This window comes from Pseudomonas mosselii (genome assembly GCF_019823065.1).
Classification (GTDB): domain Bacteria; phylum Pseudomonadota; class Gammaproteobacteria; order Pseudomonadales; family Pseudomonadaceae; genus Aquipseudomonas; species Aquipseudomonas mosselii.
Window position 1 is genome coordinate 589,779 of the sequence record NZ_CP081966.1, and the last position, 13,950, is coordinate 603,728.

Genomic DNA, 13,950 nt, shown 5'->3' on the forward strand with positions numbered 1-13,950 from the left:
AGTCGGCTAACATCGGTTCAGATGGCTTACGGCCATCTGCCTGCATTGCGTCTTCGGGGGCCGAGTCTAGAGTAATAATCGGATCCAATCACAAGTCGCAGTTGGACTTACCAAGAGAAGCAGCATGGATGGCGCTTATTCACAATCACCGGAAAGCAGCTCGGTGCTGCTGGTCGTAGACGACTACCCGGAAAACCTCATCAGCATGCGGGCCTTGCTGTCCCGCCAGGATTGGCAGGTACTGACCGCCAGTTCAGGGATGGAAGCCCTGAGCACCCTGCTCGAACACGAAGTCGACCTGGTCCTGCTCGACGTGCAGATGCCCGAAATGGACGGCTTCGAGGTGGCCCGCCTGATGCGCGGCAGCCAACGCACGCGGCTAACCCCGATCATCTTCCTCACCGCCAATGAACAGTCCGAGGCGGCGGTGCTCAAAGGCTATGCCAGCGGTGCTGTGGACTACCTGTTCAAACCCTTCGACCCGCAGATTCTCAAGCCCAAGGTCCAGGCCCAGCTGGAGCAGCAGCGCAACCGGCGCATGCTGCAACGCCTGACCCGCGAACTGGAATCGGCGCGGGCCTTCAATGCCTCGATCCTGGAGAACGCCGCCGAGGGCATTCTGGTGGTGGACGAGTCGGGCTGCATCGGCTTCGCCAACCCGGCCGTCTCGCGCCTGCTCGATACCCCGGTGGACAAGTTGCAGGGCGCGCACATGCTGGACCTGATCCAGCTGCCCTGCGCCAACCTGTGGCACGAGTCGGACTTCTACCAGGCCTACCTGGGCCGGCAGATCTTCCGCGTGCACGACGCCCAGCTGCGTACACTCGCAGGCCAGTTGGTGCCGGTGGCGCTGTCCTGCGCGCCGCTGCCCGCCGAACAGAAGGCCATGGTGGTGACGGTGCTGGACATGTCCGTGGTGCGCAACCTGCACCAGCAGCTCGAATACCAGGCGGTCACCGACCCGCTGACCGGGCTGCTCAACCGCCGCGGGTTCTACCAGGCCGCCGAGAGCGCGCTGCTGCGCAACGAGCGCTCGGACAAGGCCAAGGCCTTGATGTACATGGACCTGGATGGCTTCAAGCGGATCAACGACCTGCTCGGCCATGAGGCCGGCGACAAGGTCCTGCGCTGGGTGGCCGATCAGCTCAAGGAGTGCCTGGGCAGCGAGGCGCTGTTGGCCAGGATGGGCGGTGACGAGTTCACCGCGTTGTTCGACGGACTGCCATACCCCGAGCAGGCCGGACGCTATGCCGAGAAGCTGCTGGAGCGGATGTCGAGCTTCCAGCAGGTGGATGGCCTGGAGGTCAACCTGGGGGTGAGCATCGGCATCGCCACCTACCCGGACTGCGGCGCCAACGTGGAAGGCCTGCTGCGGGCGGCCGATGCCGCAATGTATGCGGCCAAGCAGGCCGGGCGCCAGCAGTACCGTTTCTACGACCAGGAACTCAATGGTCGCGCCCGTTCACGACTGATGCTTGAGGACAGCGTGCGCACGGCCATCGAGCAGAACGACTTCAGCCTGGTCTACCAGCCCCAGGTGGCGTTCGCCGACGGTCGGCTGCGCGGCTTCGAGGCGCTGTTGCGTTGGAAGCACCCGAGTGTCGGTGATGTGCCCCCCGGGCTGTTCATTCCCTTGTTGGAAGAGGCGCGGCTGATCAACCGCCTGGCCAGCTGGATCTATCGCAAGGGCGCCGCGCAGCGCAATGCCTGGAGCGAGCGCTTCGGTTCGCAGCTGGTGCTGGGCATCAGCCTGAGCCGCGCCCAGTTCACCATGCCTGGATTGGTCGATGAACTGGCCCAGGTGATCGACAAGCACCAACTGCAGCCCGATCAGCTGGAGGTGGAGGTGGCCGAGACGTCGCTGATGTACAACATCGACGCGGCGGTGAAGCAGGTGCACCGCCTGCGCGAGCTGGGTATTCGCGTGGCACTGGACGACTTCGGTGCCGGCGATTGCTCGTTGCGCATGCTGCGCGACCTGCCCATCGACACCCTCAAACTTGACCGCCACCTGGTTGCGCGGCTACCGGACTCGGCGGCGGACATCGCGCTGGTGCGCAGCGTCATTGGCCTGTGCGCGGCCTACGACATCACGGTGATCGCCGAGGGCGTGGAGACCCAGACCCAGGCCGAATGGCTCAAGGATGCCGGCTGCGCCTACGTGCAGGGGTTCCTGGTCGCCCGTCCGCTGACCGCCAGCGATGCCGGCAACTTCCCGGTGGTTTTCCCATGGGCGTCGTGATTGGCTAAACTCGCGTCTTCCCGTTCCGAACGCCTGCCATGACCGCCTTACGCTACCTGCAAGCCTACCCGCCGCACCTGCAGGAACAGGTGCGCCAGATGATCGCCAGCGATCGCCTGGGCGACTACCTGCGCCAGCGCTACCCCGAGCGCCATGACGTGCAGAGTGACAAGGCACTGTACGGCTATGCCCAGGAAATCAAGCAGCAGTACCTGCGCAGTGCGCCGCCGCTGGACAAGGTGCTGTTCGACAACCGCCTGGACCTCACCCACCGGGCGCTGGGCCTGAACACGGCGGTGTCGAGGGTGCAGGGCGGCAAGCTCAAGGCGAAGAAGGAAATCCGCGTCGCCTCGCTGTTTCGCGAGGCGGCGCCGCAGTTTTTGCGCATGATTGTGGTGCATGAGCTGGCGCACCTGAGAGAACGCGACCACAACAAGGCCTTCTACCAGCTCTGCCAGCACATGGAGCCGGACTACCATCAATTGGAATTCGACCTGCGCGTCTACCTGACCTATCGGGAGCTGCCGGGCAACACCTGAGGGACAAGCACCCCATGACCACGGAAGTGAGCAAGACCCGCAGCAGCTTCTACCGCCGCCTCTACGTGGCCTGGCTGATCGACAGCCAGACCGCCACCAGCGTGCCGGCGCTGATGGAGGCCACCGGCATGCCACGGCGTACCGCCCAGGACACCATCGCCGCCCTGGCCGACCTGGATATCGTCTGCGAGTTCGAGCAGCAGGCCGGCGCGCGCAACCATGCCGGGCATTACCGCATCCGCGACTGGGGGGCGATCGACAAACAGTGGATCATCCAGCACCTGCGCCAGCTGCGCGAAGTGTTGGGTTATCCCTGAAAGGGCTCCCCGTGGGAGCGGGCTTGTCCCGCGATGGTGCGCGCAGAGCTCCCGGCAATCTCAGCCTTTACGCATGCCGATGTGCGGAATATCGTCCTCGAGGTATTCTTCGCCGACCGCTTCGAAACCATGGCGAGCGTAGAACCCCTGCAAATGCGCCTGGGCCGACAGATAGATCGATACGCCAGGCCAGCAATGGCCGGCAGCTTCCAGTCCCTTCAGCAGTAGTGGGTGGCCCAGCTTCATATCGCGCGCCTCGGGGGACGTCACCACCCGGCCAATGACGACTTCGCCGTCCTGCGATTGCGGATCGAGCAAGCGCAGGTACGCCACCAGCCGCTCACCGTCCCAGCCCATCAGGTGCAATGTGTCGCCACACAGGTCGAGCCCGTCGACTTCCTGGTAGGCACAACGCTGCTCGACCACGAACACTTCGGTGCGCAGTTGCAGGATGGCGTAGAGTTGTTCCTTGGCAAGGTCGCCATGGTGCTTGCAGATCCACTCGATGGACATGGATGGGTACTCCTTCGGTTGACCGTCGATCATCGCAAATCCTGCTGGGTTCGACGAGATCGAATGACGGTACCTGGCACTCGGCCAAAATAGAGGCTAAATGACACTATCGCCCGCTGTCGCCAGGATGCGGCTTGTGTAATCTGGACCTCTGTTGCTAGTTGAGACCGCCGTCACCAGCGTGAGCCCCCAACTGCGAAAGGAATTGAGCATGCGGCCACTGCTTTGCGTTCTTGGTTTACTCGGGCTGTTGTGCGCGGGGCCTGCCCTGGCCCAAGGCAAGCTGCGGCTGGTGGCCGACAGCTGGCCGCCGTTTACCGACACCAGCATGCCCGGTGGCGGCCTGGCCACCAGCATCGTCACCACGGCGCTGACCCGCGCCGGCTACGCCATCGAGTTCGAGGAGGTGCCTTGGGCCAGGGCGCTGATGGGCGTGGGCGAGGGGCGCTACGATGTGCTGATCAACGCTTGGTATAACGACGAGCGAACCCTGATCGGCCAGTTCTCGGGCGCCTACCTGGTCAACCGCATCCGCCTGCTCAAGCGTGAGGGCGAAGCGTTCTCCTATGCACGCCAGTCTGACCTTTATCCCTACACCATCGCCGTGGTGCGCGATTACGCCTACTCCCCAGAATTCGACAGCGACGAGCGCCTGAACAAGGTGCCGGTGCGCAGCTTCTCGTCCGCGGTGCGCATGCTGGCGGCCGGCCGGGTCAACCTGGCAGTGGAGGACGAGTACGTCGCGCGTTACAACCTGCAGCGCGAGCCGCAGCCGGTGCGGGAGGGGGTGGCGTTCGTCGACCCGCCGCTGAGCGAGAACAGTCTGCACATCCTGGTCAGCCTCAAGCACCCGGAGCATCAGAAGATTGTCGCCCGCTTCGAGAAGGCGATCGCCACGATGAAGGCCGACGGCAGCTACGACCGGCTGCTGCGCCAGCATGGGTTCTGATCGCGGGGCGATCAGGCGGGTTCGCCTTCCTTGATCAAATGCCCTGCGAGTGTCCGTAACGGTCCCAGTTGTCGGCAGATCAGCGCCAGTTGCGTCTGTACCAGCCGCTGATGCTCGTCCAGCTCCTCCGGCATCTGCTCCAGCGCGTTGGCCAGGGCTTCCTCGGCGTCGCTGTGGATTGCCACCGGCAACCGCGCCGCCAAGCCATTGGCGATTTCGTCGAGGCTGCTGGCCAGGCTCCGCCCGGCGCCATCGATCAACTGCTCGTGGACCTCGGTCGGCAGCACCGTGTCGCGGTGCGCGCCCAGCCCCGAGAGGTAGCTGAGCAAGGTGTGTGACAGCACCAGGAAGCGGAAGCCGACATCGGCTTCCTTACGGAAGTGCCCCGGCTCCATCAGCATGTTGGCCAAGGTGGTGGACAATGCCGCGTCGGCGTTGTGCGCGTTGCGCCGGGCCAGGCGGTAGGCCAGGTCGTCGCGCTTGCCATGGGCATACTGCTGCATGATCTGGCGCAGGTATTCGCTGGCGCAGGCCAGGGTGTTGGCCAGCACCTTGTTCAGCCGCCGGCCCTGCCAGTCAGGCAGGAACAGGAACACCGCGAGAATGGCGATCAGGCTGCCCACCAGGGTATCGAACAGGCGCGGCAGGAACAGGCCGTAGCCATCGCCGATCTGGTTGAAGCAGAACAGCACCATCAGGGTGATCGCCGCCGTGGCCAGGGTGTAGCGGGTGGTGCGGTTGACGAAGAAAACCACCCCGGCGACCACCGCGAACAGCGACTGGATGATCGGGTTGGGGAACAGGTCGAACAGCGCCCAGCCCACGGTCAGGCCGATGGCGGTGCCGAAGATCCGCTGCACCAGCTTGCGCCGGGTCGCGCCATAGTTGGGCTGGCAGACGAACAGGGTGGTGAGGATGATCCAGTAACCCTGGGTCGGGTGGATCAGGTGCACCATGCCATAGCCCACCGACAGCGCCAGCGACAGGCGCAGGGCGTGGCGGAACAGCAGCGAGGTCGGCGTCAGCTGGGTGCGCAAGCGTTTCCACACATCCTTGAGGTTGCGGGGCGAGCGGTCGAGCAGGCTGCTGTCGCTGGCGTCGGCCAGGCTGTCCGGGTTGCTCGCGGCGCTGAGCAGCCGATCCAGGGTGGCCAGGTTGGCGGCCAGTGCCCGCAGCGAGCGCAGCAGGCCGCGCCAGGCCGGGTTGCTCTGGATGCGCAGGTGCTCGAGCGAAGCATTGAGGTCTTCCAGGGCCTCGGGGTAGCCACTGGCGAGCACGAAGGGCTGGCGCAGGCGAATCGAGCGGGCCAGCTCCTGGCAGGAAGAACCCTGTTTGCGCAGCAGGCGCTGGCAGCGGAACATCACATCGCTGTGGAAGAAGGCGTCCGTCAACGCGTTGTAGGGGTAGTGCGAGGCACTGACCCGCTCATGGATGTCCTGGGCCAGGAAGTACAGCTTGAGGTAGCGGCTGACCTTGGAGTTCGGCTGGCTGTTGCCGACCCGGTGCAGGATGATTTCCTTGGCCGCGTTGAGCGCCGCCACAACCTTGCCATTCTGCTTGGCCAGCTCCAGGCGCGTGGCCTCGACGTCGAGTGTGCGCACCGGCTCGAACAGGCTGGCCTTGAGCTTGAGGTAGGTGCCCAGCTCGAAGAACAGCTTGGCCAGGCTCTGCTGCACCGGCTGGTTGGAGAACAGCGCCTGCCACAGCACCGACAGCAGGCCATACCAGGCCGCGCCCGCGACCAGCAGCAACGGCTCGTGCCAAAAGTCGCTGACTTCGCCGCCGCGCTGGTCGACGCCGATCATGGTGTAGACCGAAAGGATCAGCGTGGCCGAGGCGATCGCCCCGTAGCGTTCGCCCAAGGCCCCGAGCATGGTCAGGGAAAACGCCGCCAGGGCCAGGGCGACGGCGAAGATCCAGGGGTAGGGGAACAGCAGCTCGACCGACAGCGCGGCGATGGCGAAACAGCCAAGGGTCACCAGCAGGGCGCTGAGCCGGCCCTGCCAGCCATCGTCGGTTTCGGCCAGGGCACTGGCGATGATGCCGAGGAACAGCGGGATGAGCAGGCTCATCTCGTTCTGGTACCAGCACCAGGCCATGCTGCCGGTGAGTGCGATGGTCACGCGGATGGCGTAGCTGAACTTGTCTTGGCCCCACAGGCGACGCAATGAATGGCGGAACGAGCTCGATGACATGATGGCCCTGGGCTGAGATCGGTTGAGTAGCGTCGAGGCTGTCTTGGGGCCGCGCAGCAGCTCCCAAAAATGGCGCTCCAGCACAGACCAGCAAGAAGCGTTCCGTGCTGCTGAATGGATTCTACTCTACACGAACTGCGCCGCCGCGTTGGCCGAAGCCCAGGCCCACTGGAAGTTGAAACCACCCAGGTGCCCGCTCACGTCCAGCACCTCGCCGATGAAGTACAGCCCAGGGCTCTTCAGCGATTCCATGGTCTTGGACGACACCTCGCGGGTATCGACTCCGCCCAAGGTCACCTCGGCGGTGCGATAGCCCTCGGTGCCGGCCGGGATCACTTGCCAGGCCGACAGTTTCTCGGCGATCTGGGTCAATTCTGCCGGCGTGTACTGTTTCAAGGGTTTCGAAACGAACCACTGCTCGGCCAGCAGGTTGGCCAGCTTGCGGGTGAACACCTCGCCCAGCACTGTCTTCAGCTCGCTGTTGGAGCGCTCGACTTGCTGGCCCTGCAGCCACTCCAACGCGTCGCGATCAGGCAGCAGGTTGATCTGCACCGTGTCGCCGGCTTCCCAGAACGACGAGATCTGCAGGATCGCCGGGCCGCTCAGGCCGCGGTGAGTGAACAACAGATTCTCGCGGAAGCTCATGCCATTGCAGCTCGCGACGCAGTCCAGCGAGGTGCCCGACAACTCGGTGCATAGTGCCTTGAGCTGGGGCTCGGTGATGGTGAACGGCACCAGGCCGGCGCGGGTCGGCAACAATTCATGGCCGAACTGGCGGGCGACCTGGTAGCCAAAGCCGGTAGCGCCCAAGGTCGGGATCGACAGGCCGCCGGTGGCGATCACCAGCGACTGGCAGGCGAACGGACCGGCGCTGGTCTGCAGGGTGTAGCCGCCTTCGGTCTTGTCGATGCGCTCGATGCTGGTGTTCATGCGCAGTTCGGCGCCGGCCTCGTCACACTCGGCCAGGAGCATGTCGAGGATGTCGCTGGACTTGTTGTCGCAGAACAGCTGGCCGAGCTTCTTCTCGTGGTACGCCACGCCGTGCTTGCATACCAGCTCGATGAAGTCCCACTGGGTGTAGCGGGCCAGTGCCGACTTGCAGAAGTGCGGGTTGTGCGAGAGGAAGTTGGCGGGCTCGGTGTACATGTTGGTGAAGTTGCAACGCCCGCCGCCGGACATGAGGATCTTCTTGCCCGGCTTGTTGGCGTGGTCGAGCAGCAGCACCCGGCGCCCGCGGCGGGCGCTGAGCTGGGCGCACATCAGGCCGGCGGCGCCGGCGCCGAGGATGATCACGTCGGTGGAGTGCACGAAATTACCTCTTCAAGAACTGGGGCCGCAAAGCGGCCCCAAAAAGTCTTCAGACGATACGGACTTTCAGGGCGCGACCCTTGATCTTGCCGCTGTTCAGCCGCTGCATGGCCTGCTTGGCCACCGCCCGCTCCACCGCCACGAACGCCACGAAGTCGAAGATGGCGATCTTGCCCACCTGCTTGCCCGGCAACCCGGCATCGCCGGTCAGCGCGCCGAGGATGTCGCCCGGGCGCAGCTTGTCCTTGCGTCCGGCACCAATGCACAGGGTGGTCATCGCCGGCAGCAGCGGCTCGCCGCCCTTGCTCTTGAGGTTGTCCAGCTGTTCCCAGCGCAGCGGCTTGTTCTGCAGGTCCTCGATGGCCTGGGCGCGGTGGCCTTCGGCCGGGGCCACCAGGCTGATCGCCACGCCTTTCTCACCGGCGCGGCCGGTACGGCCGACGCGGTGCACGTGGATCTCGGCGTCACGGGCCAGCTCGACGTTGATCACCAGGTCCAGGCCGTCGATGTCCAGGCCGCGAGCGGCCACGTCGGTGGCCACCAGCACCGAGCTGCTGCGGTTGGCGAACATCGTCAGCACCTGGTCGCGGTCGCGCTGCTCCAGGTCGCCGTGCAGTGCTTGGGCGACGATACCCTTGGCGGTCAGGTGGGTGACCAGGTCCTCGCACTGCTGCTTGGTGAAGCAGAACGCCACGCAGGACTGCGGGCGGTAGTGGCCGAGCACGCGGGTGACCGCTTCCAGGCGCTGCTGTGGGTCGATCTCGATGAAGCGCTGTTCGATCTGGCTGTCGCTGTGCAGGGCCTCGACCTTGACCTGTTGCGGCTGGCGCATGAAGTCCTTGGCCAACTGCTCGATACCGGTCGGGTAGGTGGCGGAGAACAGCAGGGTCTGGCGGCGCGACGGGGTCTTGCGGATGATGCTGGCGATGGCGTCGAAGAAGCCCATGTCGAGCATGCGGTCGGCTTCGTCCAGGACCAGGGTGTTGAGGCCGTCGAGCACCAGGGTGCCTTTGTCCAGGTGCTGCTGGATGCGCCCCGGGGTGCCGACGATGATGTGCGCGCCGTGTTCCAGCGAGGCGATCTGCGGGCCGAGCGAGACGCCGCCGCACAGGGTGAGGATCTTGATGTTGTCCTCGGCGCGGGCCAGGCGGCGCAGTTCCTTGGCCACCTGGTCGGCCAGCTCCCGGGTCGGGCACAGCACCAGAGCCTGGCAGCCGAAGTAGCGCGGGTTGATCGGGTTGAGCAGGCCGATGCCGAAGGCGGCGGTCTTGCCGCTACCGGTCTTGGCCTGGGCGATCAGGTCCTGGCCCTTGAGGATGACCGGCAGGCTCTGGGCCTGGATTGGTGTCATCGAGGCGTAGCCCAGGGCATCCAGGTTGGCCAGCATGGCGGCGGACAGCGGTAGGGTGGCAAAAGCGGTGGTTTCAACGGTCACGAGGCGGGCCTGCGGCTGGAGCGAAAAATGTCGCACAGTCTACCAGCCTCATGGCCATTCGCCCTACGACTCGACGTGCTCTTCCGGACGACGAGCGCGCCTTCCGTCTGTCGGTGCCAGTTGCAGGAAGATTGCCGCCGCCAGCATGGCCATCACGCCGATGGTGACGAAGGTCAGCTGGAAGGCGCCCAAGGTGCTCTGCACGCCATCGCCGCTGCCGGCTGCGGTGAAGCCGCCGAGCAAGGCACCGGCGCAGGCCACGCCCAGGCTCAGCGACAGTTGCGCGACCACTGACAGCAGGCTGTTGCCGCTGCTGGCGCTGGCATCGTCGAGGTCGATCAGGGTCACCGTGTTCATCGCTGTGAACTGCATCGAGTTGACCGCCCCCAGCAGCGCCAGTTGCACCAGTAGCACGGCATAGGGTGTCTGCTCGTCGACCAGCCCCAGGCTGGCCAGGAGCAGGCCCAGCAGCAGGGTGTTGCCGGTCAGCACGATGCGGTAGCCCAGGCGCTCGATCAGCGGCCGGGCGATGGACTTGGCGAGCATCGCCGCCGCCGCCAGCGGGATCATGCTCATGCCGGCCTGGGCCGGCGAATAGCCCAGCGCCACTTGCAACAGCAAGGGCACGAGGAAGGGCAAGGCGCCGCTGCCCAGGCGGGCGAACAGGTTGCCGAGGATACCGATAGCGAAGGTCCGTACGCGGAACAGCGAGGGCGAGAACAGAGGTTCCGGGTCACGCCCGGCGCGCAACCAGTAGGCGGCCAGGCATGCCATGCCGGCGAACAACAACAGCATCACTCGCAGGTGCGGCAGGTGCAGTTCGCCCAGGCCTTCCATGGCAATGGTGATCAGCACCATTGCCGCGCCGAACAGCAAAAAACCTGGGGTATCGAAACGGGTGCGTTCAGCCCCGCGCAGGTCGGGGATGAACTTCCACACCGCATAGCAGCCCAGTGCGCCCACCGGCAGGTTGAGCAGGAAGATCCAGTGCCAGGTCAGGATCTCCACCAGCCAGCCACCCAGGGTCGGACCCAGCAGCGGGCCGAGCAGGCCGGGGATGGTAATGAAGCTCATGATCCGCACCAGCTCCGAGCGTGGGTAGGCACGCAGCACCACCAGGCGCCCGACCGGCAGCATCAACGCGCCGCCCAGGCCTTGGATGACCCGGGCCAGGGTCAGGAACGCCAGGCTGTTGGCCATGGCGCACAAGAGCGAACCGAAGCTGAACAGCAGGATGGCGCTGAAGAAGATGCGCTTGGTGCCGAAACGGTCGGCGATCCAGCCCGAGGCCGGGATCAGCAGAGCCACGGTGAGCATGTAGGCAATGATCACCCCCTGCATGCGCAGCGGGTCCTCGGCCAGCGAGCGGGCCATGGCCGGCAGCGCGGTGTTGAGAATGGTGCCGTCGAGCGACTGCATGAAGAAGGCGATGGCCACCACCCAGGGGATCCAGCGGGCGGTGACAGGGTCCAGTGGTGCGCGTTCGGGCATGGGTTACCTCAATGTCCTGTGTTGCCTGGGCCGACCTCGTCGCCGGCAAGCCGCCTTCCACAGGGGCAGCGCATGCCGGTCATGGTGGAAGCTGGCTTGCCAGCGATGAGGCCGATCCTGCCGATCACAATGTCAGGGTCAGCCCTTTGACCAACGCCCCCGGCAGATGACTCGATCCGGTGCTGCGTTGCCCATAGGTGCTGGTCGAGAGGATCATCTCGCGCTCCTGGGTCAGGTCTTCGAGTTGGCTACCCAGCAGGTTGTACAGGCTGTCGTCGAAGCGCATGGTGCTCACTGGCCCCTGGATCTGCCCGTTCTCCACCCAGAAAGTGGCGAAGCGGGTCAGCCCGGTCATGCGTGCCGCAGGCAGGTCCGAATAGTTCAGGTACCACAGGTTACTGATGTACAGCCCGGTGCCCAGACGCTCCAGAATCTTTTCGCCAGGCAGGTTGCCCGGCGCCAGGCTCAGCGCGCACGGCGACTCGTGGCTGTCTGCGCCATTGGCCTGCTGGGCGAACTCGGCGGCGCTTCGGGCGCTTACCAGCCGCTCCAGCGCACGGCCTTCGCCGATCAACAGCAGGTCGCGACGGGGCGAGCCCTCGTCGGAGAACGCTGGGCTCAGCGAGCCGCTGACCTGCTCGCTGAAGCTCACTCCTGGGCTCAGTTGCGCGTCGCCGTTGTACAGGCGCTGCAGTGGGCTGTTGCCCGTGGCCAGGGCCTGGGCGGAGAAACCGCCCCAGCACAGCATCCCGGCGATCTCGTCCATTGCCGCCGGCGCCAGGTAGGCTCGGTAGCTGCCGGGCTTGAGGGTGATGGCCCGGCGTCCCAGGTACGCCAGCTGTTCGCGGGCCTGACGCAGGCGCGCGGCGAAGGCCTCGCCGCTCCAGGTCTGCCCGGCATAGTTGGCCTTGACTGCCTGGCCGTTGGCGTGGAACAGGCTCCAGTCGACGTTGAAACTATTGGCCTGGTGCCAGCCGAAGGCCCCGAAGGAACTGGCGAAACCCCGGCAGATGGGGCCGGCGGCATAGATGCCGACCAGGTCCAGATCACCGGCTTCGCGCTCGATGAGGGCCAGCACTGCGTCCAGCTCGGGCAATGGCTGTTCCAGCAGGCTATGGCTGTGCCAGGCGCTGTCGTCGAGGTTCAGGTAGGGATCCACCGCCAGCAATGGCAAGGTCTGGCGCAACTGCGCCAGGGCGTCGTGCAGACGCCGTTGGTCGAGGTCGGGATCGTCGCCCAGGGTGATCTGCTGTTCGGCCTGACGCCCTTCGCGCACCAACCGCAGGTGCACGCTGGCCTGGCTGACCAGTCCGGCCTGGCGCACCTTGGCATGGTTGAAGCGCACGAACTGCGAATGCTCGGCGCTGTAGCCGAGGGTGAACTGCTCGCCCGGTTGCACGGCGGCGTTCAGGCTGTCGAGCAGGTTTTCGAAGCGTTGCTGGTACAGGGTGCTCATCAGGCGTCTCCCCCGAATACGTCGATCTGGCGGAACACGCAGGCGGGCGATGCGTGACCGACCCGCACCACCTGGTTAGGCTCGCCCTTGCCGCAGTTGGGCGTGCCGAGCACCTGGTAGGTGCTGCTGTCGCCCACGGCCGAGAGGTTGCGCCAGAAGTCGGCGGAGATGCCCCGGTAGTTCGGGTTCTTCACCACGCCCTTGAGCTTGCCGTTTTCGATCAACTGCCCCCACTCGCAGCCGAACTGGAATTTATTGCGCGCATCGTCGATGGACCAGGAGCGGTTGGTACGCATCAGGATGCCGTGCTCGATGCCGCTGACCAGTTGCTCAAGCGACTGGTCGCCCGGCTCGATGTTGAGGTTGGCCATGCGGTCGATCGGCGCGCGGTTCCAGCCGCAGGCTCGGCTGTTGGCCACGCCATCCAGGCCCGAGCGCAGTTGCGAAAGAGCGCCGCCCAGGGGGCGAACCAGCAGGCCATCGCGGATCAGGAACTGCTTGCTGGCCGGGGTGCCGTCGTCATCGAAGCTGTAGCTGGCCAGCTCCTCGCGAAGGGTTGGGTCAAAGGTTACGTTGAGCAGCTTCGAGCCGTATTGCAGATGGCCGAAGTCTTCGGCTTTGACGAAGCTGGTGCCAGCGTAGTTGCGCTCATCGCCGAGGATCCGGTCCAGCTCCAGCGGGTGGCCGATGGATTCGTGGATCTGCAGCATCATCTGGTCGGGCATCAGCAGCAGGTCGCGCCGGCCGCTTGGGGTATTCGGTGCCAGCAGCAGTTGCAGCGCCTCGTCGGCCACCCGGCGGGCAGCGCCGACCAGGCCGCAGCGCTCGATCACCTCGAAGCCGCCCTGTTGGCCGAAGTTCTCCCGGCCCAGGCTGCGGCTCTGGCTGTCCTGGCCGTCGCTGGCGGTGACACCCAGGCCCGGGTAGACGAAGCGCTGGGCATGGCGCAGCTCGGCGCCGGCGGAGTTCAGGTAGGTCTGCTCGACCACGCTGATGCCCAGGCTGGCCTGCCAGTCCACCAGGCGTTCGTCCATGGGCACGCTGGCCGATTCGGCGGCCAGCAGGTCCAGGCATTCGGCGAGGTTGGGCAGGGGCTGTTCGAAATTGGGCGAGACATGGTCGTGGCGTCCGTCCGGGGCTGGCTGGCCGCTCAGGTCGAGCAGGCTGCTGGCCTTGATCCGTCGGGCCAGCGCCTCGGCGTGCTCCAGGGCACGTTGCAGCCCAGCCTGGGACAGGTCGGCGGTGGCCGCGTAGGCCTCGACGCCCTCCACCCGCACGGTGAGCATGGCGCCTTCATCCTGGCTGAAGAAGGGAGGCTCGGCGACGTTGCGCCGAACCGACAGTGACTGGTGCGATTGCTTCACATGGCGAAGCGAGAACAGTTCGGCCGTGCTGCGCAGCGCGGCAAAACGCTGGCGCAGCAGGGTGCTGGAGTCGAACATGGAAATCTCCGTGTGTGCGGTGGCTCCCCCTAGGCTTTATACGAAAAGTGCCTGCGCGTCGAT

Annotated in this window: 11 protein-coding genes; 4 read left to right on the top strand and 7 right to left on the bottom strand. The window is 65.5% G+C overall.

Features of this window, described 5'->3' with window-relative positions:
• Window positions 1-124: 124 nt before the first annotated feature.
• The 3 genes from K5H97_RS02665 to K5H97_RS02675 are packed head-to-tail and all read left to right on the top strand — an operon-like array spanning window position 125 to window position 3,098.
• Window positions 125-2,242 (top strand): putative bifunctional diguanylate cyclase/phosphodiesterase, encoded by a 2,118-nt coding sequence (locus K5H97_RS02665; protein WP_028688319.1) that lies wholly within the window; start codon window positions 125-127, stop codon window positions 2,240-2,242.
• A gap of 38 nt (window positions 2,243-2,280) precedes the next feature.
• The gene (locus K5H97_RS02670) at window positions 2,281-2,781 is read left to right on the top strand and encodes a M48 metallopeptidase family protein (protein WP_023631708.1); all 501 of its coding nucleotides are present in this window, start codon (window positions 2,281-2,283) and stop codon (window positions 2,779-2,781) included.
• A 14-nt stretch (window positions 2,782-2,795) separates the two neighbouring features.
• Entirely contained in the window at window positions 2,796-3,098 is a 303-nt protein-coding gene (locus K5H97_RS02675; protein ID WP_028688318.1) for a winged helix-turn-helix domain-containing protein, read from the top strand.
• 60 nt (window positions 3,099-3,158) lie between these two features.
• On the opposite strand, the gene K5H97_RS02680 is transcribed toward K5H97_RS02675, so the two are convergent.
• On the bottom strand, window positions 3,159-3,611 hold the full coding sequence (locus K5H97_RS02680) for a GNAT family N-acetyltransferase (RefSeq protein WP_028688317.1): 453 nt from the start codon (window positions 3,609-3,611) through the stop codon (window positions 3,159-3,161).
• Between the two features lie 211 nt (window positions 3,612-3,822).
• Here K5H97_RS02680 and K5H97_RS02685 point away from each other — a divergent pair, with 211 nt between their 5' ends.
• Window positions 3,823-4,560 (top strand): substrate-binding periplasmic protein, encoded by a 738-nt coding sequence (locus tag K5H97_RS02685; protein WP_028688316.1) that lies wholly within the window; start codon window positions 3,823-3,825, stop codon window positions 4,558-4,560.
• Window positions 4,561-4,571: 11 nt separating this feature from the next.
• Here K5H97_RS02685 and yccS read toward each other — a convergent pair whose 3' ends face one another.
• From yccS to K5H97_RS02715, 6 genes are all read right to left on the bottom strand, one after another.
• The gene (gene yccS / locus K5H97_RS02690) at window positions 4,572-6,755 is read right to left on the bottom strand and encodes a YccS family putative transporter (RefSeq protein ID WP_028688315.1); all 2,184 of its coding nucleotides are present in this window, start codon (window positions 6,753-6,755) and stop codon (window positions 4,572-4,574) included.
• A gap of 126 nt (window positions 6,756-6,881) precedes the next feature.
• A complete protein-coding gene (locus K5H97_RS02695; RefSeq protein ID WP_028688314.1) occupies window positions 6,882-8,063 on the bottom strand; it encodes a BaiN/RdsA family NAD(P)/FAD-dependent oxidoreductase in 1,182 nt (393 codons plus the stop codon).
• A 49-nt stretch (window positions 8,064-8,112) separates the two neighbouring features.
• Window positions 8,113-9,450: an ATP-dependent RNA helicase DbpA gene (dbpA, locus tag K5H97_RS02700; protein WP_232108831.1), complete on the bottom strand. Its 1,338-nt coding sequence runs from the start codon at window positions 9,448-9,450 to the stop codon at window positions 8,113-8,115.
• 111 nt (window positions 9,451-9,561) lie between these two features.
• Entirely contained in the window at window positions 9,562-10,989 is a 1,428-nt protein-coding gene (mdtD, locus tag K5H97_RS02705; RefSeq protein ID WP_028688312.1) for a multidrug transporter subunit MdtD, read from the bottom strand.
• 124 nt (window positions 10,990-11,113) lie between these two features.
• Entirely contained in the window at window positions 11,114-12,445 is a 1,332-nt protein-coding gene (locus K5H97_RS02710) for a TldD/PmbA family protein (protein WP_028688311.1), read from the bottom strand.
• Window positions 12,445-13,887: a TldD/PmbA family protein gene (locus K5H97_RS02715; protein ID WP_028688310.1), complete on the bottom strand. Its 1,443-nt coding sequence runs from the start codon at window positions 13,885-13,887 to the stop codon at window positions 12,445-12,447. Before K5H97_RS02715 ends, K5H97_RS02710 begins: the two co-directional genes overlap by 1 nt.
• Between the last annotated feature and the right edge of the window lie 63 nt (window positions 13,888-13,950).

What these genes read in the sequence shown, in the direction of transcription:
- K5H97_RS02665 (WP_028688319.1), top strand. Translation starts at nt 125, where the DNA reads ATGGATGGCGCTTATTCACAATCACCGGAAAGCAGCTCGGTGCTGCTG.
- K5H97_RS02685 (WP_028688316.1), top strand. Translation starts at nt 3,823, where the DNA reads ATGCGGCCACTGCTTTGCGTTCTTGGTTTACTCGGGCTGTTGTGCGCG.
- mdtD (WP_028688312.1), bottom strand. Translation starts at nt 10,989, where the DNA reads ATGCCCGAACGCGCACCACTGGACCCTGTCACCGCCCGCTGGATCCCC.
- dbpA (WP_232108831.1), bottom strand. Translation starts at nt 9,450, where the DNA reads ATGCTGGCCAACCTGGATGCCCTGGGCTACGCCTCGATGACACCAATC.
- K5H97_RS02670 (WP_023631708.1), top strand. Translation starts at nt 2,281, where the DNA reads ATGACCGCCTTACGCTACCTGCAAGCCTACCCGCCGCACCTGCAGGAA.
- yccS (WP_028688315.1), bottom strand. Translation starts at nt 6,755, where the DNA reads ATGTCATCGAGCTCGTTCCGCCATTCATTGCGTCGCCTGTGGGGCCAA.
- K5H97_RS02675 (WP_028688318.1), top strand. Translation starts at nt 2,796, where the DNA reads ATGACCACGGAAGTGAGCAAGACCCGCAGCAGCTTCTACCGCCGCCTC.
- K5H97_RS02680 (WP_028688317.1), bottom strand. Translation starts at nt 3,611, where the DNA reads ATGTCCATCGAGTGGATCTGCAAGCACCATGGCGACCTTGCCAAGGAA.
- K5H97_RS02710 (WP_028688311.1), bottom strand. Translation starts at nt 12,445, where the DNA reads ATGAGCACCCTGTACCAGCAACGCTTCGAAAACCTGCTCGACAGCCTG.
- K5H97_RS02715 (WP_028688310.1), bottom strand. Translation starts at nt 13,887, where the DNA reads ATGTTCGACTCCAGCACCCTGCTGCGCCAGCGTTTTGCCGCGCTGCGC.